At 45.3% G+C, this 24,324-nt stretch carries 20 protein-coding genes and 2 tRNA genes; 20 read left to right on the top strand and 2 right to left on the bottom strand.

The annotated features are described in order from the left end of the window. Positions 1-110 precede the first annotated feature (110 nt). From murJ to VTH8203_RS00845, 7 genes are all read left to right on the top strand, one after another. Positions 111-1,673, top strand: a complete 1,563-nt coding sequence (gene murJ, locus VTH8203_RS00875) for a murein biosynthesis integral membrane protein MurJ (RefSeq protein WP_167385767.1) — start codon at positions 111-113, stop codon at positions 1,671-1,673. 69 nt (positions 1,674-1,742) lie between these two features. Further along, positions 1,743-2,678, top strand: coding sequence for a bifunctional riboflavin kinase/FAD synthetase (ribF, locus tag VTH8203_RS00870; RefSeq protein ID WP_096991931.1), 936 nt, complete (start codon positions 1,743-1,745; stop codon positions 2,676-2,678). 62 nt (positions 2,679-2,740) lie between these two features. After that, the gene (gene ileS / locus VTH8203_RS00865; RefSeq protein ID WP_096991930.1) at positions 2,741-5,569 is read left to right on the top strand and encodes an isoleucine--tRNA ligase; all 2,829 of its coding nucleotides are present in this window, start codon (positions 2,741-2,743) and stop codon (positions 5,567-5,569) included. A 115-nt stretch (positions 5,570-5,684) separates the two neighbouring features. Beyond that, positions 5,685-6,188 carry a signal peptidase II gene (lspA, locus tag VTH8203_RS00860; protein ID WP_096991929.1) on the top strand — a complete coding sequence of 168 codons (504 nt, stop codon included), beginning with the start codon at positions 5,685-5,687 and terminating at the stop codon, positions 6,186-6,188. A 127-nt stretch (positions 6,189-6,315) separates the two neighbouring features. After that, positions 6,316-6,747: an FKBP-type peptidyl-prolyl cis-trans isomerase gene (fkpB, locus tag VTH8203_RS00855; RefSeq protein WP_096991928.1), complete on the top strand. Its 432-nt coding sequence runs from the start codon at positions 6,316-6,318 to the stop codon at positions 6,745-6,747. 29 nt (positions 6,748-6,776) lie between these two features. Then, positions 6,777-7,733 (top strand): 4-hydroxy-3-methylbut-2-enyl diphosphate reductase, encoded by a 957-nt coding sequence (gene ispH / locus VTH8203_RS00850; protein ID WP_096991927.1) that lies wholly within the window; start codon positions 6,777-6,779, stop codon positions 7,731-7,733. Between the two features lie 410 nt (positions 7,734-8,143). Continuing rightward, positions 8,144-8,989 (top strand): magnesium transporter, encoded by an 846-nt coding sequence (locus VTH8203_RS00845; protein ID WP_096991926.1) that lies wholly within the window; start codon positions 8,144-8,146, stop codon positions 8,987-8,989. Between the two features lie 32 nt (positions 8,990-9,021). Here the strand turns inward: VTH8203_RS00845 and dacB are convergent, their stop codons facing one another. Beyond that, complete coding sequence (gene dacB / locus VTH8203_RS00840) at positions 9,022-10,461, bottom strand: serine-type D-Ala-D-Ala carboxypeptidase (RefSeq protein WP_208617708.1); 1,440 nt, start codon at positions 10,459-10,461, stop codon at positions 9,022-9,024. A 459-nt stretch (positions 10,462-10,920) separates the two neighbouring features. Between dacB and greA the strand changes: the two genes are divergently transcribed. Then, the gene (greA, locus tag VTH8203_RS00835; RefSeq protein ID WP_096991924.1) at positions 10,921-11,394 is read left to right on the top strand and encodes a transcription elongation factor GreA; all 474 of its coding nucleotides are present in this window, start codon (positions 10,921-10,923) and stop codon (positions 11,392-11,394) included. Positions 11,395-11,537: 143 nt separating this feature from the next. Here greA and yhbY read toward each other — a convergent pair whose 3' ends face one another. Beyond that, a complete protein-coding gene (gene yhbY / locus VTH8203_RS00830; RefSeq protein ID WP_038225582.1) occupies positions 11,538-11,834 on the bottom strand; it encodes a ribosome assembly RNA-binding protein YhbY in 297 nt (98 codons plus the stop codon). A gap of 112 nt (positions 11,835-11,946) precedes the next feature. Between yhbY and rlmE the strand changes: the two genes are divergently transcribed. The 12 genes from rlmE (at position 11,947) to truB (ending at position 24,310) form a co-directional block, all read left to right on the top strand. Then, positions 11,947-12,576 carry a 23S rRNA (uridine(2552)-2'-O)-methyltransferase RlmE gene (rlmE, locus tag VTH8203_RS00825; protein WP_096991923.1) on the top strand — a complete coding sequence of 210 codons (630 nt, stop codon included), beginning with the start codon at positions 11,947-11,949 and terminating at the stop codon, positions 12,574-12,576. Between the two features lie 97 nt (positions 12,577-12,673). After that, positions 12,674-14,662, top strand: coding sequence for an ATP-dependent zinc metalloprotease FtsH (gene ftsH / locus VTH8203_RS00820; RefSeq protein WP_096991922.1), 1,989 nt, complete (start codon positions 12,674-12,676; stop codon positions 14,660-14,662). A gap of 55 nt (positions 14,663-14,717) precedes the next feature. Then, on the top strand, positions 14,718-15,548 hold the full coding sequence (folP, locus tag VTH8203_RS00815) for a dihydropteroate synthase (protein ID WP_096991921.1): 831 nt from the start codon (positions 14,718-14,720) through the stop codon (positions 15,546-15,548). A gap of 21 nt (positions 15,549-15,569) precedes the next feature. Beyond that, positions 15,570-16,907 (top strand): phosphoglucosamine mutase, encoded by a 1,338-nt coding sequence (glmM, locus tag VTH8203_RS00810; protein ID WP_096991920.1) that lies wholly within the window; start codon positions 15,570-15,572, stop codon positions 16,905-16,907. Positions 16,908-17,188: 281 nt separating this feature from the next. Then, the gene (gene secG / locus VTH8203_RS00805) at positions 17,189-17,524 is read left to right on the top strand and encodes a preprotein translocase subunit SecG (RefSeq protein ID WP_096991919.1); all 336 of its coding nucleotides are present in this window, start codon (positions 17,189-17,191) and stop codon (positions 17,522-17,524) included. 34 nt (positions 17,525-17,558) lie between these two features. Beyond that, positions 17,559-17,642 (top strand) — tRNA-Leu (locus tag VTH8203_RS00800). A 55-nt stretch (positions 17,643-17,697) separates the two neighbouring features. Beyond that, positions 17,698-17,774 (top strand) — tRNA-Met (locus tag VTH8203_RS00795). Positions 17,775-18,008: 234 nt separating this feature from the next. Beyond that, positions 18,009-18,464 (top strand): ribosome maturation factor RimP, encoded by a 456-nt coding sequence (rimP, locus tag VTH8203_RS00790; protein ID WP_096991918.1) that lies wholly within the window; start codon positions 18,009-18,011, stop codon positions 18,462-18,464. 33 nt (positions 18,465-18,497) lie between these two features. Continuing rightward, on the top strand, positions 18,498-19,985 hold the full coding sequence (gene nusA / locus VTH8203_RS00785; RefSeq protein WP_096991917.1) for a transcription termination factor NusA: 1,488 nt from the start codon (positions 18,498-18,500) through the stop codon (positions 19,983-19,985). 22 nt (positions 19,986-20,007) lie between these two features. After that, positions 20,008-22,728, top strand: a complete 2,721-nt coding sequence (gene infB / locus VTH8203_RS00780; RefSeq protein WP_096991916.1) for a translation initiation factor IF-2 — start codon at positions 20,008-20,010, stop codon at positions 22,726-22,728. Between the two features lie 212 nt (positions 22,729-22,940). After that, complete coding sequence (rbfA, locus tag VTH8203_RS00775; protein ID WP_096991915.1) at positions 22,941-23,357, top strand: 30S ribosome-binding factor RbfA; 417 nt, start codon at positions 22,941-22,943, stop codon at positions 23,355-23,357. Then, positions 23,357-24,310: a tRNA pseudouridine(55) synthase TruB gene (gene truB, locus VTH8203_RS00770; RefSeq protein ID WP_096991914.1), complete on the top strand. Its 954-nt coding sequence runs from the start codon at positions 23,357-23,359 to the stop codon at positions 24,308-24,310. Before rbfA ends, truB begins: the two co-directional genes overlap by 1 nt. The last annotated feature ends 14 nt before the right edge of the window (positions 24,311-24,324 follow it).

Genomic DNA, 24,324 nt, shown 5'->3' with positions numbered 1-24,324 from the left:
GGATTCTAACAGTATTTTTCGACCAATGCTAATACTAATCCTCTCTTCAATAACAAACGCTATTGAATCCGATAAATAGCAAGCATTGGCTAGGTAATTCAGAGGTTATTGTGAGTAAACGCCTTCTTAAGTCGGGCATGGTTGTTAGTGCCATGACGCTGGTGTCTCGTGTGCTTGGGCTAGCACGAGATGTTGTAGTTGCCAACCTCATGGGGGCAGGTGCGAGCGCAGATGTTTTCTTCTTTGCGAACAAAATTCCTAATTTTTTACGCCGTCTATTTGCTGAAGGCGCCTTTTCTCAAGCCTTTGTTCCCGTTCTGACGGAATACCATGCTTCCGGTGATAAGGACAAAACTCGAGACTTAATTGCTAAAGCATCAGGGACCTTGGGTGTTATTGTCACAATAGTGACTTTATTGGGCGTATTAGGGTCGGGTGTGGTCACGGCGTTATTTGGTTTCGGCTGGTTCTTAGATTGGCTGCATGATGGCCCCGCTGCGTCAAAATTCGAGCTTGCCAGTCTGATGCTTAAAATTACCTTTCCTTATTTATGGTTCATCACTTTTGTCGCGCTATCTGGGGCGATTCTCAATACCTTAGGTAAGTTTGCTGTTTCTTCTTTTACTCCTGTTTTTCTGAATGTCATGATTATCCTCTGTGCGTGGTTTATTTCTCCAAACCTTGCTCAGCCGGAAATTGGTTTAGCGATCGGCGTCTTCTTAGGCGGTTTCGTCCAGTTTGCGTTTCAATTGCCTTTTCTTATTAAAGAGGGCGTATTGGTGAAGCCCAAGTGGGGGTGGCGCGATCCTGGGGTCGTGAAAATCAGAACCTTGATGATCCCTGCCTTATTTGGGGTGTCAGTGAGCCAAATTAACCTGCTTTTCGACACCTTTATTGCCAGTTTCCTAGCGACAGGCTCGATCAGTTGGCTTTATTATTCCGATAGACTTTTAGAGTTTCCGCTAGGCTTGTTTGGCATTGCCATTGCGACGGTTATTCTTCCTGCATTATCTCGTAAGCACGTAGATGCGCATAGCGAAGGATTTGCTAGTACGATGGATTGGGGCGTTCGCATGGTGATTTTGCTTGGATTGCCCGCCATGTTGGGGCTGATGGTCTTGGCAAAACCGATGCTTATGGTGCTGTTTATGCGTGGAGAGTTTACGCCGAATGATGTTCATCAAGCGTCTTTGTCACTGTTAGCTTATGCTTCTGGATTGCTTAACTTTATGTTAATTAAAGTTCTCGCTCCAGGTTATTACTCGCGTCAGGATACCAAAACACCAGTGAAGTATGGCATTGTAGCCATGGTATCGAACATGGTGTTCAATGCTATCTTTGCTTATTTTTATGGCTATGTTGGACTAGCAATGGCGACGGCGTTGTCAGCATTTATCAATATGGCGTTGCTGTATCGTGGGTTGCATCTGCAAAACGTCTATCAGATTAGTCGTCAAACGATTGGGTTTGTTGCCCGTCTCGCAGTCGCTGCTGTGGTGATGGTATTGGTGCTACGTTGGCAACTGCAAGATATGCAACAATGGTTAACGTGGGGCTTAACACAACGAGTGTATACGCTGGTTGGTTTGATTTTGATTGGTGCGGTAAGTTACCTAGTCAGCTTGATGATAATGGGTGTGCGACCTCGAGATCTAAAAGCAGCGACAGATTAACAATGATTGGTTATAATCCGTCGGTTTCACACTAGTATAATTTCATTAAGCAGGTGGTTTAGTCGTTTCATGGAACTCATTCGAGGCATACATAACCTAAAAAATCAGCACCATGGCTGTGTGTTAACCATCGGGAATTTTGATGGTGTGCATTTGGGGCACCAACGTGTACTCGAACAGGTAAAGAAAAAGGCCTCGCTTTTAGGCTTACCTGCAGTGGTAATGACTTTTGAACCACAACCGATGGAATTGTTTGCCAAAGATAAGGCACCAGCAAGACTAACTCGTCTTCGAGATAAGTTTGAGTTGCTGGATGCGATGCACTTGGATCGCTTGTTGTGTGTCAATTTTAACCGCCGCTTTGCCAGTATGTCTCCAGAGTCTTTTATCAAAGACTTGTTGGTGAATAAATTGGGTGTTAAGTTCCTTGTTATTGGCGATGATTTTCGCTTTGGCAAAGGGCGTGAAGGCAACTTCGAGATGCTCAAAAAAGCCGGGGAAGAGTTCGGTTTTGAGGTGGTGAATACCGCGAGCTTTTGTGTCGAAGAGACGCGTGTGAGCAGTACGGCGATTCGTCAGGCGCTGGCAAGTGATCATCTTGATGAAAGCGCAGAAATGTTAGGGCGTCACTATACGTTGTCAGGAAGAGTGGCTCACGGTCAGAAATTGGCGCGTGATTTTGGTTTTCCGACCGCTAATATTTCTTTGAAACGTTATGTTTCTCCTGTGCGTGGTGTATACGCAGTGCAGGTCTTTGGGGTGGACAGTCAACCGTTACCCGGTATTGCCAATGTAGGCAAAAAGCCGACAGTAGCAGGGACAACCCCAGATCTAGAAGTGCATATATTTGACTTTGAAGGCGACCTTTACGGTAAGCAAATCGAAGTCGCGCTATTGCATAAAATTCGTGATGAGAAAAAGTTCGAGTCACTTGAGCTGCTTAAGCAGCAAATAGAATTGGATGCTGATGTAGCTAGGGTGTGGCTACGTCAGTTTAAGGGTTAGCGGAAGATTCCACCGTTAACATAATGTCTAACTTTCGCCCAATACAACGGAATTAAGAATCGATGAGTGACTATAAAGATACCCTGAACCTACCTGAAACAGGGTTTCCTATGCGCGGCAACTTGGCAAATCGTGAGCCAGAGATGCTTGAGCGTTGGTATAAAGAAGATCTTTACGGAGAGATCCGTAAAGCTAAGAAAGGCAAAAAATCCTTCGTGCTGCACGATGGACCTCCATACGCGAACGGTGACATTCACATTGGTCACGCACTAAATAAGATTCTTAAAGACATTATTATTAAATCCAAAACACTTTCAGGTTTTGACGCCCCTTATATTCCTGGTTGGGATTGCCACGGTCTACCAATTGAATTAATGGTAGAAAAGAAAGTTGGCAAACCAGGCCAGAAGGTAACGGCGGCTGAGTTCCGCGAGAAGTGTCGCACTTATGCACAAGGCCAAGTTGAAGGTCAAAAAGAGAGCTTTAAACGTTTAGGTATTCTTGGTGAGTGGGATAAGCCTTATCGCACGATGGACTTTGATACAGAAGCGAACATCATTCGTGCTCTGGGCAAAATAGCTGACAAAGGTCATCTATTAAAAGGCTTCAAGCCTGTTCATTGGTGTACAGACTGTGGCAGTGCACTAGCTGAGGCGGAAGTAGAATATAAAGATAAAGTGTCTCCTTCTATCGACGTTCGCTTTAAAGCTGCGGATGAAAGCGCGCTTATCTCTAAGTTTGCCTTGAATGAAGGACACGAAGGTCAAGGTGATGTTTCTATCGTTATCTGGACAACCACACCTTGGACTCTGCCTGCCAACCGTGCTGTTTGTTTACGCGATGACCTTGAATATGTGCTCATTCAAATTGAAGGTGAAAACCCAGAACGTATTATCGTTGCCTCTGAGCTGGCGAAAGACGTGATGGACCGTGCAGGTATTGAGCACTTCCATAACCTTGGTTTTGCGAAAGGTGCGGATCTCGAATTATCTCAATTCAACCATCCATTCTATGACTTTACGGTACCCGCGATCCTTGGTGATCACGTAACCACTGATTCTGGTACTGGTGTGGTGCACACGGCACCAGGTCACGGTCAAGAAGACTTTGCCGTTGGTCAAAAATACGGTCTAGAAGTCGCTAACCCAGTAGGTTCTAACGGAGTCTACCTGCCTGACACCGAGCTGTTTGCTGGTCAGCATGTATTTAAAGCTAACGACGCTGTGGTAGAAGTTCTTAAAGAAAAAGGTGCGCTATTGCATCACCACGCTTACGAGCACAGCTATCCGCACTGCTGGCGTCATAAAACGCCAATCATCTTCCGTGCAACACCACAGTGGTTCGTATCGATGGACCAAGCTGGCCTACGTGCGAAAGCACTAGAATCAATTAAAGGTGTTGAGTGGATGCCTGAGTGGGGTCAAAGCCGTATTGAAGGTATGATTGAAGGTCGCCCTGAGTGGTGTATCTCTCGTCAGCGTACATGGGGTGTGCCAATTGCGTTGTTTGTTCACAAAGAAACAGCTGAACTTCATCCGAACTCACTAGAGCTTATTGAAAAAGTGGCTCAACTTGTTGAGCAAAAAGGCATTCAAGCTTGGTGGGATGTTGACTCTGCAGAGCTTCTCGGTGAGGAAGCGGACAGCTACGAGAAGGTGCTTGATACACTGGACGTATGGTTCGACTCTGGTGTAACACACTACTCTGTTGTCGATGCACGTGAAGAGTATAACGGCAATAGTGCAGACCTCTATCTGGAAGGTTCTGACCAACACCGCGGCTGGTTCCAATCGTCGCTAATTACATCTATTGCGATGAAAGACGAAGCACCATACAAGCAAGTGCTGACGCATGGCTTTGTGGTTGATGGTCACGGCCGTAAGATGTCGAAATCTATCGGTAACGTTGTTGCTCCTAAAGATGTAACCAACAAGCTGGGCGCTGATATCCTTCGTCTATGGGTAGCTTCAACAGACTACACTGGTGAAGTAGCGGTTTCTGATGAAATCCTGAAACGTTCTGCTGATGCTTATCGTCGTATTCGTAACACGGCTCGTTTCTTCCTAGCGAACCTAAATGGCTTCAACCCAGAAACGGACCTAGTACCTGCTGAAGAAATGGTGGCACTTGACCGCTGGGCGGTTGGTCGTGCGTTAGCGGCACAAGAAGAGATCGTGAAGGCTTACGGCGAGTACAATACACACGCTGTAACCCAACGTTTAATGCAGTTCTGTTCCGTCGAGATGGGCTCTTTCTATCTTGACGTGATCAAAGACCGTCAATACACAGCGAAACTAGGTGGCCACGCTCAGCGTAGCTGTCAAACCGCGCTTTACTACATCGTAGAAGCACTGGTTCGTTGGATGGCACCAATTATGTCGTTCACAGCCGATGAGATCTGGAATGAAATGCCGGGTCAACGTGACAAGTTTGTATTTGCAGGTGAGTGGTTCGATGGCCTATTTGGTTTGGCTGAAGGCGAAGCGCTGAGTAATGAATTCTGGAATGAAATCCAAGCAGTTCGTAACGCAGTGAATAAGCAGCTTGAATCGGCTCGTGCTGAGAAGATCATTGGTGGTGCGCTGCAAGCAGAAGTGACGCTATACGCTGACGACGCATTGGCGGCAGCGATCAACAACCTAGAAGATGAGCTTCGCTTTGTTCTTCTTACTTCAGCCGCTAAGGTTAAACCACTGTCAGAGAAGACTGATGCAGCGAAACAGACAGAAGTTGAAGGTTTGTTTGTTGAAGTAAAAGCAACGGAAAACGAGAAGTGTGACCGTTGCTGGCACCATACTCCAGATGTAGGCACTATCGAAGGTCATGAAAAGATTTGTGGTCGATGTGTTTCCAACATCGCTGGTGAAGGTGAAGTTCGTAAGTTTGCTTAATTAACAGTAAGCCAACGGAACTTTTAACTAATATGACAGCCCCAGTTTTTACTGGGGCTACTTTTAGCTACTACTTTTCTTATGCTTGTTTAAGCATGACAATTTAAGGATTGGAATGAGCGAAGCAACAATTACCTTTAAGCAATCGGGCGTGCGCTGGCTTTGGTTAGCCATTGTTATTTTTATTGCCGACATTAGCATCAAGCTTGTTGTTATGGACAATATGGGATACGGCTGGGCAAATCGCATCGAAGTCCTGCCATTTTTTAATCTACTGTATGTTCACAACTATGGTGCAGCATTTAGCTTTCTGAGCGAACAGGCAGGCTGGCAGCGTTGGTTATTCACTGGTATCGCGTTTATAGTGACCGGATTACTTACCTATTGGATGAGTAAGCTTCCAGCCAAAGAAAAGTGGAATAACATTGCGTATGCCATGATCATCGGTGGAGCCGTTGGTAACGTGTTTGATCGTGTCGTCCATGGTTTTGTTGTTGATTATCTGGACTTTTATTGGGGTACATACCACTGGCCCGCCTTCAATCTCGCTGATATGGCGATCTGCATTGGGGCTGGCATGATTATTATCGACAGCTTTCGCAGCAAAGATGTCAAATAATAAATGAGAATAACCCTAAGCGCTGTGCGTTGATATGCACGGCGCTTTTTTATATAACAATAGCGATAATGATACGATAAATAGCAAAGGGCATTTACGACCCTTTGTAAACAAAGGAAGCAGTAACGTGAGCAAAATTTCCCAAGATAGTGCGGTCACTCTACATTTCACCATTAAACTGAAAGACGGTTCGATCGCGGATAGCACCCATAACATGGGTAAGCCTGCGAAATTTATCATTGGTGATGGCAGTTTAAGTGAAAACTTTGAAAGTTGTTTGATTGGCTTATCGGTCAACGACAACAAAGCGATTGAGCTTAAAGCGGAAGACGCCTTTGGTCTGCCAAATCCAGACAATGTTCATCATATGGATAGAGCAAAGTTTGTGGGTGACTCTGAAGTGGAAGTCGGTACAATAATGGCCTTTTCTGGCCCTGATGGTATGGAAATTCCCGGTATTATTACCGAAATTGTGGGAGATTCGGTAACGGTAGATTTTAATCACCCGTTAGCTGGACAAGACGTGACATTCGAAGTAGAAATTCTCGAAGTAGAATAATAAGCACAGTAAGTAGAAGCGGTTCATCAATGAGTAATGAAATGAAGATTAAACTAGCAAACCCACGAGGCTTTTGCGCCGGTGTAGACAGAGCAATCAGTATCGTGGAACGTGCGTTAGAAATGTACCAACCGCCGATTTATGTTCGTCATGAGGTGGTTCACAACCGATTCGTGGTCGAAGGGCTAAAACAGCGTGGTGCGATCTTTGTGGAAGAACTCAGTGAAGTGCCAGATGACAACATTGTGATATTTTCTGCTCATGGTGTTTCACAAGCGGTTCGCAAAGAGGCGAAACGACGTTATTTGACTGTGTTCGACGCGACGTGCCCATTAGTGACAAAAGTTCATATGGAAGTGGCTCGTGCGAGTCGCAAAAATATGGAAGTCGTATTGATAGGTCACGCTGGTCACCCTGAGGTAGAAGGCACGATGGGACAATATTCGAGTGATACCGGTGGTATGTATCTGGTCGAGCGACCAGAAGACGTGCCATTGCTCGAGGTAAAAGACCCAAGCAATCTACACTATGTGAGCCAAACGACGCTGTCGGTCGATGAAACCGCAGATGTTATTGATAAATTGCGTGAGGTGTTTCCTGATATTCAAGGTCCTCGTAAAGATGATATCTGCTATGCAACCCAAAATCGCCAAGACGCCGTTCGTGAACTCGCACAAGCTGTCGATGTGATGGTGGTCGTCGGTTCCACAAACTCATCGAATTCAACACGCCTTAAAGAGTTGGCAGAGAAACTGGGCACGCCAGCCTACCTAACGGATACTCCGGACTTAATTAAGGCCTCGTGGTTTGAAGCTAAAGGCTTAGTTGGGGTCACCGCAGGTGCTTCAGCACCCGAAGAGCTTGTAAATCAAATCATTGATAAAATTAAAGCACTAGGTGCCAGTGATGTTGAAGAAGTGTTAGGTCGAGAAGAAAATATGTTCTTTGAAGTGCCAAGAGAACTGCAAATAAAACAAGTTGATTAGATCTAGAACGCCGCAATATGATGCGGCGTTTTTTATTAAGTGCTGGCGGTGCTGTTAATGATTTATAAATCCTTGTGCAAAGATTAAGAAAGGTAAAAAATCGTTTCAACCAAGATAATCACCTTTACTCACTGATGAATTTTGGTATCCTAGCGCCGCTATCGAATCGATAGCTTTTTCGGAGATAACTATGAACAATACCGACCATCCTCCTAGTATCAAGGGAGAAAAGTAACAACTCGTCGGTAATTGCGATCTTCGTGCCTACCTTCGAGGTAGGATTCCTTTCCTTTTAATAACTTATCGTTATTTTTCTCCTTGTTGCTATTCGTTAAGACGCCTGCATTTTTGTGCAAGGCGAGTGTTTTGACGTTTGATGGTCGTTACCAACGCTAATCGGGAGATTCGCCATGACGGTAATGAACAACACTTATATTGACAACGCAGCACTGTTTTCTGAAGAAGAAATCAATGCGGCAACTCAAGCATTCTTAAAATACGATACAACACAGCAGTTGAATCTACTGACAGTGATGCCAATCGATGAGGCGGTTGGTGTGCTACAACATTGTGCACTGGGGCAAGTGCAATATTTAATTGAGCAACTGGATCAGCAGGGTCATGATAGGCGCGCTCGACATTATGCCCACCAGTTGGGACTGATTCACTCGGAAGCAGAAACAACGGGCGGTTATTTAACGACGGGCGTTTTGGACCATGTAAAACAACGTATAGGTTGGATCATTACGTTGGCACTACTCGGTATCGTCTCAGGCCTTATCATCGCTCAGTATGAGGATACACTGAGTCAGTTGGTGTTATTAGCAGTCTATATGCCTGTTATTGCAGCAGCGGGTGGTAATACAGGCACTCAGGCGGCCACTCTAGTCATTCGAGCCTTAGCGACAGGAGAATTGCGCAAAAGGCAATGGTTAGAAGTGCTCTGGAAAGAAAGCCGTGTTGCTGTATGTCTGGCGGCGGCTGTAGCACTGGTGATGATTGGTCGCATTCTTGTTTTTGGCGACGTCAGTGCCGCTGGTGGTTTTGATATTCATTTGATTGCAATGGCCATTGCGGTGGCATTGTTTATCCAAGTGACTGTCTCGACCACACTCGGAGGCGTACTACCAATCATTGCTCGATTCTTTAAACTCGATCCTGCGGTACTAGTAAGCCCTGTACTGGCATCGATTGTTGATATATCGGGAATGTGGATTTATTTTACGGTCGTTAACCATTTCTTAGGTTTATCTTAATACCGAGAATGTCGGATGAAAATGAAGCGCAGCTAGGGCTGCGCTTTATTTTTGGAACGTCCCAAAGAGTAGCTGTAGTCGACTATTTGGCGGTAGTAACTCTGTTCAAACTGCGTTAACGGTGAAATGGTTGGCTTTTTCGCTTTCGATTTTTGAGGGTGATAGTCGGTGATAAATTGGACAAATAAGCTTTCTGGCTTGCCCTTATCATTTAGGCCGTATCCCATCATATTGTAGGTCCCAAATAATGAACCACTCTTCGCGATAAGTGCACCTTTAATCGGCGTTTTTCTCATACTAGAGCGATACTTTAATGTCCCATTACTGCCGGACACTGGCATAAGTTTGATAAGCTTTAACGTGTTGTCGTTGTTATAAATGTAGCGCAGGATTTGCTGCATTTGAGCCGCCGTCAAACGATTATTGCGCGATAACCCAGAACCATCCTCTAGAACGGCAGATTGAATATCGATACCTGCTTTAGTGGCTAAGATCTCTTTAATTGCCGCTGTACCGTTTTTAAAGGAGCCTGCCTGTCCATAATAGCGAGCACCGAGCGTTTTGGTGATATTGTCAGCGTAAAGGTTATTTGAGTCCTGAAGCATTACTGCCAACAATTCTTGTAGTGGCTTTGAGCGTTGAATGAACAATGGTCGCTCATTATCGAGTTGAGGGTTGCCTACCTTTATCTCACCCTTAAGACTCATCCCTAAACGATTCAGCTCTGATTTTATTACCTCTGAGGTAAACAGCTCGGGTGAAGCAACGGCAAACTTGAGTGGTAAAGGCGCGCTTCTATTCACCACACAACCGTCAATAGAGTAGTGGTTATTGCTATCAAACTGCAGTTCTAGATCACAATGAGCTTGTTCTTGGTTTTGTTTAGAAACACTAGTGGCAGAGGTTGAAACAGTAATGGGTTGATGAGCCGGAACATTGACTCGAGTCGTACCATCTTTATTGGTATAGAGTGCACCTTGGACACAGTTACCATCTAGAGTAATAGCGGAAGACGGGGCGCTATAGCAAACACCCAAAATATCCCATGGCCATCCGACAGCCCTTTGGTATCCGGTAAACGCACTATCATCAAGCCAGATGGTATCGATGTTGTTGCCGACGCTGGCTTTCGCTTCTTTTAACATCGTGGTTAGGGATTCACGACTAAACGTAGGATCGCCTGTATAGCGGATAATTAGGGTGTTTTTAGAATGCGATAATACTGTTTCAAAACGAAAATCATTAGGTAATAGGAGTTTTGCAGCAAGCGCAGTGACCACTTTAAGTGTGCTGGCAGGAGGGAAAAACTGATCTACATGCTGAGAGACCAGACTTTCAGATGGTGAGCTTAACGGCGCTAAAAGTAGCGCACTGCGGCTTCCGTCAGGTAAGTACTGTGTGGCTTCAAGGCTCGCAGCAAAAGAGGACAAAGGCAGCATCATTACAGTGGCAAGCCAGCATTTAAAGTTCATAAATCTGTTCATTTAGGTGAGCTTATTTTTAATGTAGGCTAACAACCTATTAAGTCGAGATAAAGTGATAAATTATCAAATAAAGTGATGAGTTTTTTATTAAAGTTGGCGTTGGGAATCCATAAAGATTTGTGGACAATATAAGTCTCAACTTCGTCGAGTTGACCTTGCGTCTGCCAAGAAACCTAAGCTATATTGTCTTGCTGACCTGTAAGCTCTCGAACTTAAGGCAGAATAGAGCCAGTGTTCACGTCGGAACACACGGACAATCACCATCCTAGCGAGTTTTAGAGTGATGGATTGCTTTCTGGATTAAATGAAAGAACGTGTGAATTTCAGTGATTTGTACACCCAGTTTGATTACACTAGGCTTAATCCAGTTATTTTTTAAATTGTACTCAGGCTTGCTTGAGTAGGGTTTTATTGTCCAAAGCATGCTTTGGAAAAGAGGTTGTTAAAATGGAAAAGGTTCCAATGACTGTACGTGGCGAAAAACAGCTACGTGAAGAGTTAGATCGTCTACTTAAGCTACGCCCACAAATTTCTGAGGCTATTGCGGAAGCTCGTGAGCTTGGTGACTTGAAAGAAAATGCAGAATATCATGCAGCTCGCGAAGAGCAGGGGATTTGTGAAGCTCAAATTCGTGACATTGAGTATAAACTGTCTGTTGCTCAAGTGATCGATGTGACTAAGTTAGATAACTCTGGCAAGATCATTTTTGGTTCAACCGTGACACTGATCGATATTAACACGGACGCAGAGCAAACGTACCAAATCGTAGGTGATGATGAAGCGGACATTAAGTCTGGTCGTATTTCGGTAAGTTCTCCAATCGCTCGTGGATTGATTGGCAAAATGGAAGGCGATGAAGTAACAATTGTTACCCCTGGTGGCCAAAAAGATTTTGAAATCGATAAAGTTGCTTATCTTTAATGCGTGTTATTTACAAAAGTCGCCATTGGCGGCTTTTTTGTACGGGCAATAGAGAGTCGACTGTAAGAAAAATGAAAAGGCCGCTATTGCGACCTTTTCCACTTTGAAACAAAATGTTTCTAAAAAATCAAACAGTGAGCAAATTACTTGCGTGGTAGTTCGATTTTCTTTTGCTCTGACTGACGGTAAAGAACTAGAGTCTTACCGATAACCTGAACTTTTTCAGCTTTGGTTTCACGCACAATCGCGTCGATAATCAATAGCTTAGTTTCACGGTCCTCTGATGCCACTTTCACTTTAATCAGTTCGTGGTGGTCAAGAGCGATTTCTACTTCCGCTAGAACAGCCTCTGTTAGTCCATTTGCGCCTAGAAGCACGACAGGTTTAAGTGCGTGTGCTAGGCCTTTTAGGTGCTGCTTTTGTTTGGTGCTTAGGTTCATAACGCGGCCAAATTTATTTACTATTAGGGTTGAAAAATCGTATTTTAACGCCATCTAATGACGAAGACTATACTTTATTCTGAGGGCATGCCCTTATTGAAGTGGAATTTGAATGAGTAAGCAAAAACATTCGGCCAGTTCAGGTCGTTGGCTGAAAGAGCATTTTGATGATAAATATGCGAATGAAGCCAGAAGAAAAGGTTACCGCTCTCGTGCTATCTTTAAGATTGAAGAGATTCAAAATAAAGATAAGTTACTGAAACCTGGGATGACAGTGGTTGACCTAGGCGCTGCTCCTGGTGGTTGGTCTCAATACGCTGCAAAGGTCGTTGGTGATGAAGGGCAGGTAATTGCTTGCGATTTATTACCGATGGATCCAATATCCGGTGTAAGCTTCCTTCAAGGTGATTTTCGAGAAGAAGCGGTTCTAAATGCACTACTCGAAAGAATCCAACCGGATATGGTCGACGTAGTAATGTCTGATATGGCTCCTAACATGGCAGGTAACTTATCTGTCGATCAGCCTAGAGCAATGTATCTTGTTGAACTAGCATTAGATATGTGTCATCAAACTTTAGCGCCTGGCGGCAGTTTCGTAGTGAAAGTGTTCCAAGGTGAAGGATTTGATGAGTACGTCAAACAGGTGCGCGAAGCCTTCAAAGTGGTGAAGATTCGCAAACCAGACTCATCTAGAGCTCGCTCTCGTGAGGTGTTTATTGTGGCTAATGGTTTCAAAGGCTGAACATTAGTTTACAAAGACAAAATTAACAATGTAGCTACAGCCTAAAAACTGTAGTACCCTACCTTTAATTACAATTAGTTATCGAGAGGCTGACACCTTGAGTGACATGGCAAAGAATTTAATTTTGTGGTTAGTCATCGCCGTTGTGTTGATGTCGGTATTCCAAAGCTTTGGACCAGGCGAAAGCAATGGCCGAGCGGTAGATTACACCACGTTCGTACAGGAAGTTGGCAATGGCCAGATTCAAGAAGCTCAATTTAAAGACAGCGAGATAACCTTTACTCGCCGTGGCGGTGGCAGTCGCTTTGTGACTTACATGCCAGTTTATGATCAAAAGCTACTTGATGACCTAATTAACCAAAACGTAAAAGTTTCAGGGACACCACCAGAAGAACAAAGCCTACTAGGCACTATCTTTATCTCTTGGTTCCCAATGATTCTTCTTATTGGTGTTTGGATTTTCTTCATGCGTCAAATGCAAGGCGGCGGCGGTAAAGGCGCCATGTCGTTTGGTAAAAGTAAAGCTCGTATGATGAGTGAAGAGCAAATCAAAACTACGTTTGCCGATGTTGCAGGTTGTGATGAGGCAAAAGAAGACGTTAAAGAACTCGTCGACTACCTACGTGATCCAAGCCGATTCCAGAAATTGGGCGGTAAGATCCCAACGGGTGTTTTGATGGTTGGTCCTCCAGGTACTGGTAAGACATTGCTTGCGAAAGCTATCGCTGGTGAAGCAAAAGTGCCGTTCTTCACGATTTCAGGTTCTGACTTCGTTGAAATGTTCGTTGGTGTTGGTGCATCTCGTGTGCGTGACATGTTCGAGCAGGCGAAGAAAGCGGCGCCTTGTATCATCTTTATCGACGAGATCGATGCGGTAGGTCGTCAGCGTGGCGCTGGTGTAGGTGGTGGTCACGATGAGCGTGAGCAAACACTAAACCAAATGCTGGTAGAAATGGATGGTTTCGAAGGTAACGAAGGTATTATTGTTATCGCTGCTACTAACCGTCCTGACGTTCTTGACCCTGCGCTACTTCGTCCAGGCCGTTTTGACCGCCAGGTCGTGGTTGGTCTACCGGATGTGCGTGGTCGTGAGCAGATTCTTAAAGTTCATATGCGCAAAGTACCTCTAGCCTCAGACGTCGAGCCATCTTTGATTGCACGTGGTACTCCGGGCTTCTCTGGTGCAGACCTTGCAAACCTAGTTAACGAAGCGGCACTATTTGCGGCACGCGGTAACAAGCGCAATGTCTCTATGGTCGAGTTCGAATTAGCGAAAGATAAGATCATGATGGGTGCAGAGCGCCGCTCTATGGTGCTTTCGGAAGAAACCAAAGAGTCGACAGCGTACCACGAAGCGGGTCACGCAATCGTTGGTCGCTTGGTTCCTGAGCACGACCCTGTGTACAAGGTTTCCATTATCCCACGTGGTCGTGCGCTGGGTGTGACAATGTACTTACCAGAGCAAGATCGTGTAAGTATGTCTCGTCAACACTTAGAGTCGATGATCTCCAGTCTATATGGTGGTCGTCTTGCAGAAGAACTTATCTACGGCAAAGACAAGGTTTCAACGGGAGCATCAAACGATATCGAACGTGCAACAGATATCGCACGTAAGATGGTGACGCAATGGGGCTTCTCAGAGAAACTTGGTCCACTGTTATACGCAGAGGATGAAGGTGAGGTGTTCTTAGGTCGCAGTGTGACACAAACGAAACACGTGTCTGGTGAGACTGCGAAGTTGATCGATGAAGAAGTTCGTCTAATCATCGACCGTAACTATGACCGTGCGAGAAAAATTCTAGAAGAGAACATGGATATCATGCACTCGATGAAAGATGCACTGGTCAAATACGAAACCATCGATGCAGGTCAAATTGACGACTTGATGGAGCGTAAAGATACGATTCGTGAACCAGCTGGTTGGGCTGATCAAGTTAAGCCTCAACAAGAAAACACGCCTGAGCCAAAAGCGGAAGCGAAGCCGCAGCAAGCAAAGCCAAGAGTTGAAGAGTCTGCCCCTGTTACTGACTCAGAAACGAAAGCTGAAAAAGTAGAGTCTGAATCCACGAAAAAAGATTCAGAGTAAGCATTAATAATTAAGCCCCGAGTTTTGCTCGGGGTTTTTCTTGTTTATGACAACCATGATTTTAAAAGCAAACAACAAATCCCTTGTTTTGGATCGCCCTCATGTTATGGGCATCGTCAACGTCACTCCTGATTCATTCTCTGATGGTGGTAAATTCAATTCTGTTGATACGGCGCTCACACAAGTGGAAGCAATGATTCAGGCCGGTGTCTCGATTATTGATATTGGAGGGGAGTCAACTCGCCCAGGTGCTCCAGATGTCACGTTAAAGGAAGAACTGTCACGCGTTATCCCGGTAATTCAAGCGATAAGAGAGCGTCATGATGTTTGGATTTCTATCGATACTAGCAAAGCAGAAGTGATGCAAAAGGCGGTCGAGGCCGGCGCTGACCTCATTAACGACGTAAGAGCGCTTCAAGAGCCAGGGGCTTTAGCGGTTGCTGCCAAAGCTGGCGTGCCCATTTGCTTAATGCACATGCAGGGACAGCCAAGAACCATGCAAGCAAGCCCATTATATGATGATGTGATTGCTGATGTAGCAGCGTTTCTCGAACAGCGCATCAAAGCCTGTGGAGAGGTTGGGATTGCTAAAGAACAACTGATTCTTGATCCAGGGTTTGGTTTTGGTAAAACCCTAGAGCATAATTATCACCTACTGGCTCACCTTGAAAAGTTCCATCAGTTTGGGTTACCAATATTGGCAGGGATGTCTAGGAAGTCGATGATATTTAAATTGCTTGATAAAGCACCTGCAGATTGTTTAGCGGCAAGCTTGGCTTGTGCAACGTTGGCTGCGGCAAAAGGTGCACAAATTATTCGAGTTCATGATGTGAAAGAAACCATTGAAGCGATGAAGATAGTCCAGATGATGCAAGCAAATATATAACAATAAAACTAGGGAAATACTATGTCACAACGACGTTACTTTGGTACAGATGGTGTACGTGGAAAGGTCGGTCAATACCCGATTACACCTGATTTTGTGCTCAAGCTAGGCTGGGCAGCCGGCCGTGTTTTAGCGAAACAAGGCACAAAAAAAGTGATTATTGGTAAAGATACGCGTATCTCTGGCTACATGTTGGAATCGGCTTTGGAAGCAGGGCTTTCTGCTGCAGGTTTAAAGGCGATCTTTACCGGACCATTGCCAACCCCCGCGGTTGCCTATCTAACACAAACATTTCGTGCCGAAGCGGGCATTGTCATTTCAGCATCACACAACCCTTATTACGACAATGGCATTAAGTTTTTCTCGTCGGAAGGAACCAAACTGCCTGATGCGATCGAGCTGGCTATTGAAGAGGAACTCGATAAAGAGATCGAGTGTGTTGAGTCATCTGAGCTAGGTAAAGCAAGTCGCCTGAATGATGCAGCGGGCCGTTACATTGAGTTTTGTAAAAGTACTTTCCCACATGATCTGAGTCTAGCTGGATTAAAGGTTGTACTTGATTGCGCTCATGGTGCGACGTACAAAATTGCACCTTCTGTGTTTGCCGAATTAGGGGCTGATATCATCTCAATGGGTGTTGAGCCAGATGGGACGAACATCAACCACGAAGTTGGTGCAACGGATGTTCGAGCCCTACAAGCCCGAGTGGTAGCTGAACAAGCTGATATTGGTTTAGCGTTTGATGGTGATGGTGACCGAATTATTATGGTCGACCACCTGGGTAATAAAGTCGATGGTGACCAAATCGCTTATATCATTGCTCGTGATGCACTACGCCGTGGTGAGTTAAAAGGTGGCGTTGTTGGAACGCTGATGACGAACTTAGGGATGGAAAACGGCCTCAAGCAGCTTGGAATTCCATTCGTTCGTGCAGCAGTCGGTGACCGTTATGTGATGGAGCAACTGTTAGAGAAAGGGTGGCGTATTGGAGCTGAAAACTCAGGGCACGTTATTCTACTTGATAAAGTCACCACTGGTGATGCGATTGTAGCTGCATTACAAGTTCTAGCTTCTATTATAGCTGCCAAAATGTCGCTTAATGAGTTAGCAAGTGGTATGACACTTTATCCGCAAGTTTTGATCAATGTCCGTTTTAGTGGCGATGCAAACCCACTGGAAGCAGATGCTGTCATTGCTGCGGTGCAGAAAGTTGAAGCAGATCTTGGCGATAAAGGTCGAGTATTACTGCGTAAATCAGGGACTGAACCGCTACTTCGAGTGATGGTTGAAGGCGAGGATGAAACCTTGGTTAATGACTCCGCGCAGCACATTGCCGATATTGTAAAACAAAACTGTTAATCTTAATGGGGCATACCCGTCAACAAGAACCAAAAACTGCTTTTGGTTCTTGTTTGTTTTTTATATGATTAACCGATTATTCTTTATAACGATTGAGCTTTTCGCCTTTTTTTTGAGCGGTTAGTGGCTTGGCGAAAGATTTTTGTCATTTTTCTCTTGTCAGTCAGTGCGGCATTCGCTAGTATTGCCACCGCCTTCTCTTAGGAGGCCATAGCCAGGTTTTCAATGCATGTAGCAATGAAAGCGGCGCTGGCTCAACAATTTGGAACATAGGTGGACAAATGATTCAAGTTCTACTTGTGATTTACCTGTTGGCTGCGCTTGGTGTTATTGGCCTAGTGTTAATTCAACAAGGTAAAGGCGCAGATATGGGAGCCTCATTCGGTGCTGGCGCGTCAAACACTGTGTTTGGTGCTAGTGGCTCAGGGAATTTCCTAACCCGAATGACTGCAATTTTTGCAATCGTATTTTTTGTTATCAGCTTAGTACTTGGCAACATGTACACTCATAAAGATGAGTCTCAATGGATTGACCCTTCTAAAGGTCAAGCTGTTGAACAGCAAGTTGATGCAGCGAGTGATGTTCCTGCTAAAAGCAGTGATGAAATCCCTCAATAAGTTGGTCGCTTTTTTATAGACGATTAACTTAGTTGCCGAGATGGTGAAATTGGTAGACACGCTAGCATGAGGTGCTAGTGCCTTTGGTGTGAGGGTTCGAGTCCCTCTCTCGGCACCATTATTTATAAACTTGTAATACAGTTTGGTGAGCGTATAATGCTCAGCAAGTCGGACGCGGGGTGGAGCAGCTTGGTAGCTCGTCGGGCTCATAACCCGAAGGTCGTCGGTTCAAATCCGGCCCCCGCAACCAATACTTTCTAAGTGTTGATGGATTACAAGTTTAGCAGTGTGAAAAAATCACTGCACACTAAGAAAACACTAACTAGTATTTTAGAGTGTTATTTTTTCTTAGTGATCAGGGTCCAGCAACAAATAACCCCGACTATCGGGGTTTTTTGTTATTTGAGCTTTTTGAAAACGCTCAGATAAATGCTTGGAATTTAAATTGGGCTATATGCCCTTTTTTTGTTTCTGGAGTGGTTCAATGACTGGTTTAGAAAGACAACTTACAGAATTGCTCGAAGCGCCTGTAGAGGCACTTGGCTACGAGCTTGTTGGTTTAGAGTTCATCCGTGCTGGTGAGCATTCTACCCTTCGTATCTATATCGACCATGAAAATGGTATTACTGTTGATGCTTGCGCAGAAGTAAGTCATCAAGTAAGTGCAGTAATGGATGTTGAAGATCCAATTACGGTGGCTTATAACCTAGAGGTGTCTTCACCAGGCTTAGAAAGACCACTTTTCAAAGCAGCACACTACGAACAATTTATTGGTCACGAGGTCAGCATCGTTCTGAAAATGGCTGTAGGTAACCGTCGTAAGTGGAAAGGGATAATCCATTCTATTGAAGGCGAGACTGTCACAATCATTGTTGACGGCAACGAAGAAGAAATGGCACTAAGTAACATTTCTAAAGCTAACCTGATCCCTAAATTTTAGGTCCCTAATAATAAAAGCTTAGAGGCTAGATAAATGAGTAAAGAAATTTTAGCGGTAGTAGAAGCAGTTTCTAACGAGAAAGCTGTTCCTCGTGAGCGTATTTTTGAAGCGCTAGAAATCGCGCTTGCGACATCAACAAAAAAGAAGCACGAAATCGAAATTGATGTACGTGTAGCAATCGACCGTAAAACAGGCGAATTTGAAACATTCCGTCGTTGGATGGCAGTAGAGGAAGTTGAGTTCCCAACAAAAGAGATCTCAATTGAAGCTGCACAATTCGATGATGAATCTATTCAAGTTGGTGACTTCGTAGAAGAAGAAATCGATTCTGTCACATTTGACCGTATTACGACTCAAACAGCGAAACAAGTTATCGTACAGAAAGTACGTGAAGCTGAGCGTGCACAAATCGTTGAACAGTTCATTGATAATGAAGGCGACCTAGTGACTGGTGTGGTTAAGAAAGTTAACCGTGACACCATTATTCTAGACCTTGGTAACAATGCTGAAGCGGTTATTCTACGTGATGACCAACTGCCTCGTGAAAACTTCCGTCCAGGTGACCGTGTACGTGGCCTTCTGTACAAAGTGGCTCCAGAAGCTCGCGGCTTCCAGCTATTCATTACTCGCTCTAAGCCTGAAATGTTGGCAGAACTATTCCGTGTTGAAGTGCCAGAAATTGCCGAAGAGCTAATTGAACTTAAGGGCGCTGCTCGCGATCCTGGTTCACGTGCTAAGATCGCAGTGAAAACTAACGACCGTCGTATCGATCCTGTAGGTGCGTGTGTTGGTATGCGTGGCGCACGTGTTCAAGCGGTATCTGGTGAACTTGGCGGTGAGCGTATTGATATCGTACTTTGGGACGATAACCCAGCACAGTTTGTTATCAATGCAATGGCTCCAGCAGATGTTGCTTCTATCATCGTTGATGAAGACGCGCATTCTATGGACATCGCGGTTGAAGCGGATAACCTAGCACAAGCTATCGGTCGTAGCGGTCAAAACGTACGTCTGGCGTCTCAACTTACTGGTTGGGAACTGAACGTAATGACAGTTGCAGACCTACAGAAGAAACACCAAGAAGAAGCAATTGCTTCTATCGAAAACTTTATGAAGCACCTCGACATCGAGCAAGACTTTGCAGAAATGCTGGTTGAAGAAGGCTTCTCAACTCTAGAAGAAGTGGCATACGTGCCAGTGAACGAACTTCTAGAAATCGACGGCTTAAACGAAGAGCTTGTAGAAGAGCTTCGTAGCCGTGCAAAAGATGCCCTTACTACACTTGCGCTTGCTCAAGAAGAGTCATTTGAAGGTGTTGAACCAGCAGAAGACCTACTCGCACTAGAGGGTCTAGAGCGTGAAATGGCATTTAAACTAGCTGCCAAAGGTGTAGCTACGCTTGAAGATCTTGCAGACCAAGGTGTAGACGAGTTAGAGGGTATTGAAGGGCTAACAGAAGAGCGCGCAGGCGAGCTAATCATGGCTGCACGTAACATCTGTTGGTTCGGCAACGAAGAATAATAATCAGCAAGGAGGTAGTTGCATGACAAAACTTACGGTTAAAGCACTTAGCGAAGAAATTGGTACGCCAGTGGATCGCCTAATTGAACAACTTGCTGATGCTGGTCTTAATAAATCAGAGAGCGATCAGGTGAATGATGAAGAGAAGCAAACGCTTCTTACTCACCTGAAAAAAGAACATGGTGATACATCGGGTGATGCTGAGCCTACTCGTCTTACACTACAACGTAAGACTCGTAGCACGTTATCTGTTTCTGCAGGTGGCGGTAAAAGCAAAGATGTACAGGTAGAAGTGCGTAAGAAGCGCACTTATGTAAAACGCAGTGCGATCGACGAGCAAGCAAAACGTGAAGCTGAGGAAGCAGCAAATCGTGAGGCGGAAGAGCGTGCACAACGTGAAGCCGAAGAGCTAGCCAAACGTGAAGCTGCAGAAAAAGCACAGCGCGAAGCTGAAGAGAAAGCAAAGCGAGAAGCCGAAGAAAAACGTTTAGCTGAGGAAAAAGCAAAACGTGACGCGGATGAAAAACGCCAAGCAGAATCAACAGCAGAAAAGCGCGACGAAGCGGAAAAGGCTAAGAAACAAATGAACGCAAAGAATGCTGAAGCGAAGAAAGAAGCGGACGAGCTGAAGCGCCGTCAAGAAGAAGAGGCGCAACGCAAGGCAGAAGCTGAGGCGGCTCGTCTAGCAGAAGAAGCTCGTAAACTGGCTGAAGAAAACGAAGCTCGTTGGTCTGAGGAAGAGAAGAAGTCAAAAGACAGCGAGAAAGCTGACTACCATACAACGACGTCTTCTTATGCTCGTGAAGCAGAAGATGCTCAAGATCGCAGCGAAGAAAAAGCACCTCGTCGTCGTAAGAAGAAATCTGCTCAAGAGCGTGACGATTCACGTAGCAGCAGCCGTAGTAGCCGTAACCAACGTGGTAAAAAAGGCAAGTTGGCTAAACCAACGTCTATGCAGCACGGTTTCGATAAAACAGCGACAGTTGCTAAGCAAGATGTTGTTATTGGTGAGACGATCGTGGTTTCTGAGTTAGCTCAGAAGATGTCAGTTAAAGGCACAGAAGTCATCAAAGTGATGATGAAGATGGGTGCAATGGCGACCATCAACCAAGTGATCGACCAAGAAACAGCTCAACTTGTTGCTGAAGAAATGGGTCACAAAGTTATTCTTCGTAAAGAGAATGAACTGGAAGAAGCTGTACTGTCTGATCGTGACGCGACATCTGAAGCTGTATCTCGTGCTCCAGTTGTTACTATCATGGGTCACGTTGACCACGGTAAGACGTCAACACTGGACTACATTCGTCGTACACACGTTGCTTCTGGCGAAGCGGGTGGTATTACCCAGCACATCGGTGCATACCACGTTGAAACTGAAAACGGTATGATCACTTTCCTTGATACTCCGGGACACGCAGCGTTTACTGCAATGCGTGCTCGTGGTGCTCAAGCGACAGATATCGTTGTTCTTGTTGTTGCAGCGGACGATGGCGTAATGCCACAAACGGTTGAAGCTATCCAGCACGCGAAAGCGGCAGGCGTACCTCTAATCGTTGCTGTGAACAAGATCGATAAAGAAGATGCGAACCCAGATAACGTTAAGAACGAACTGGCACAGTACGATGTTATCCCTGAAGAGTGGGGCGGTGAGAACATGTTCGTTCACATCTCTGCGAAACAAGGTACTAACATTGACGGTCTTCTAGAAGCGATCCTGCTTCAATCTGAAGTACTAGAACTAACTGCTGTTGCTGATGGCATGGCATCGGGTGTGGTTGTTGAGTCATTCCTAGATAAAGGCCGTGGTCCAGTTGCTACTGTACTTGTTCAATCAGGTACTCTACGCAAAGGCGATATCGTACTATGTGGTCAAGAATACGGCCGTGTACGTGCAATGCGTGATGAACTAGGTAAAGAAGTCACAGAAGCGGGTCCGTCTATTCCTGTGGAAATCCTAGGTCTGTCTGGCGTACCTTCATCAGGTGACGAAGCGACTGTAGTACGTGATGAGCGTAAAGCTCGTGAGGTAGCGAACTACCGTCAAGGTAAATTCCGTGATGTGAAACTTGCTCGCCAGCAAAAAGCGAAACTAGAAAACATGTTCTCTAACATGACTGCTGGTGACGTTGCTGAGCTGAACGTAGTACTAAAAGCTGACGTACAAGGTTCTGTAGAAGCTATCGCTGACTCGCTAGTGAAACTGTCTACTGACGAAGTGAAAGTAAACATCGTAGGTTCTGGTGTTGGTGGTATTACAGAGACTGATGCGGTACTTGCAGCAGCATCTAACGCTATCATCCTAGGCTTCAACGTACGTGCTGACGCATCTGCTCGTCGTGCAGTTGAAACAGAAAACCTAGACCTTCGTTACTACTCAATCATTTACCAATTGATTGATGAAGTGAAACAAGCAATGGGCGGTATGCTTGCTCCTGAGTTCAAGCAAGAAATCATCGGCCTTGCAGAAGTACGTGACGTATTTAAGTCTCCAAAACTTGGCGCAATCGCTGGTTGTATGGTGACAGAAGGTACTATCAAACGTAACAACCCAATCCGCGTACTGCGTGATAACGTTGTAATCTACGAAGGTGAGCTAGAGTCTCTACGCCGCTTCAAAGATGACGTTCAAGAAGTTAAGAACGGTTACGAATGTGGTATCGGCGTTAAGAACTACAACGATGTTCGCGTAGGCGACCAAATCGAAGTATTCGAAATCGTTGAAATCAAACGTACTCTAGACTAATTGACAAAATCGCTACTCAGCTTTTTACTTGAGTATTGATGGTTGTTGAATACGCCATGGGGGGCTGGTTAATACCATCCCCCCATTTTTAAATACCCAAATATCTTCGAAAGGGTGCGCCATTTCTTCAGATACTTTCCTTGATATAAGTTTATTTAGGCACTCTGAATCCTGCATTTTGAGGTCATTTGGGTATTATAGTGAGAAAAAAAATGTCAAAAGAATTTAGCCGCACACAACGTGTTGCGCAGCAACTACAAAAAGAGCTTGCTCTTATTCTTCAACGCGAAGTTCGTGACTCGCGCCTAGGCATGGTGACGATTTCAGACGTAGAAGTCTCGCGTGACCTTGCTTATGCCAAAGTATTCGTTACTTTCCTATGTGTGGGTGAGCAGACTCCAGAGTCGAGCCTAGCAGCGCTTCGTGAACACGAAGCTCACATTCGCATGATGCTAGGTAAACGCATTCGCCTACGCCTAACACCGGAAGTACGCTTCCACTATGACAACACGCTTGTCGAAGGTATGCGTATGTCTAACCTAGTAAGCGAAGTTGTGAACGAAGACAAGCGTAAGCAAACTGAAGCCGGTCGTGGTGCAGAAAACGGCGCTGAGGGAGAAGAGCAGTAATGGCTAGACGTCGCAAGGGACGTCCAGTCAACGGCGTTATCCTTCTAGATAAACCAACCGGTATCTCATCGAATGACGCTTTGCAAAAAGTAAAGCGTATCTACTTTGCTGAGAAAGCTGGTCACACTGGTGCACTTGATCCACTGGCAACGGGCATGCTGCCAATTTGCTTGGGCGAAGCAACAAAGTTTTCTCAATTCCTATTAGATTCAGACAAACGCTATCGTGTTATCGCTAAACTTGGTGAGCGTACTAATACCTCTGACTCTGACGGTGAAGTAGTCGAAACTCGCGATATCAATGTGACGCCAGAGTTTCTTGATGAGTGTATTGACCAGTTCCGTGGTGAATCTGACCAAGTACCGTCAATGTTCTCGGCGTTGAAATATCAAGGTAAGCCACTATACGAGTATGCTCGCCAAGGTATCGAAGTTCCGCGTGAAGCTCGTAAGATCACTGTGTACGAAATCGTTTTGCACCGCTTTGAAGGTGACGAAGTTGAGATGGAAGTACACTGTTCTAAGGGGACTTACATCCGTACAATCGTCGATGATTTGGGTGAAATGCTAGGCTGTGGCGCACACGTAACTATGCTACGTCGCACCGCTGTGGCTAAGTATCCTTATGAGAACATGGTGACTCTTGAACAGCTCAATGAGTTGTTTGAACAAGCCAAGCGTGAAGATCGCCAGCCTCGTGAATTGTTGGACCCATTACTTATGCCAATGGACAGTGCGGTGCAAGACCTTGAAGAGGTGAATGTATTGCCAGAGCTGGGTGATATGCTTCAGCATGGTCAGCCGGTACAGGTTCCAGGCTTGCCTGTTGATGTGCCTGTGCGCATGACAATGGGCGAAGAGCGCGTATTTATCGGCGTTGGTGCTATGAATGATGATGGCAAACTCGCACCTAAGCGTTTGGTTGTATTTCGTGAGGAAGAAAGTGCTCAATAGAGCAACGAATACTC

Source organism: Vibrio thalassae, from assembly GCF_900089835.1.
Lineage (GTDB): Bacteria > Pseudomonadota > Gammaproteobacteria > Enterobacterales > Vibrionaceae > Vibrio > Vibrio thalassae.
The sequence above is the reverse complement of the archived record's forward strand: the minus strand, read 5'-3'. Positions and strand labels throughout refer to the sequence as shown.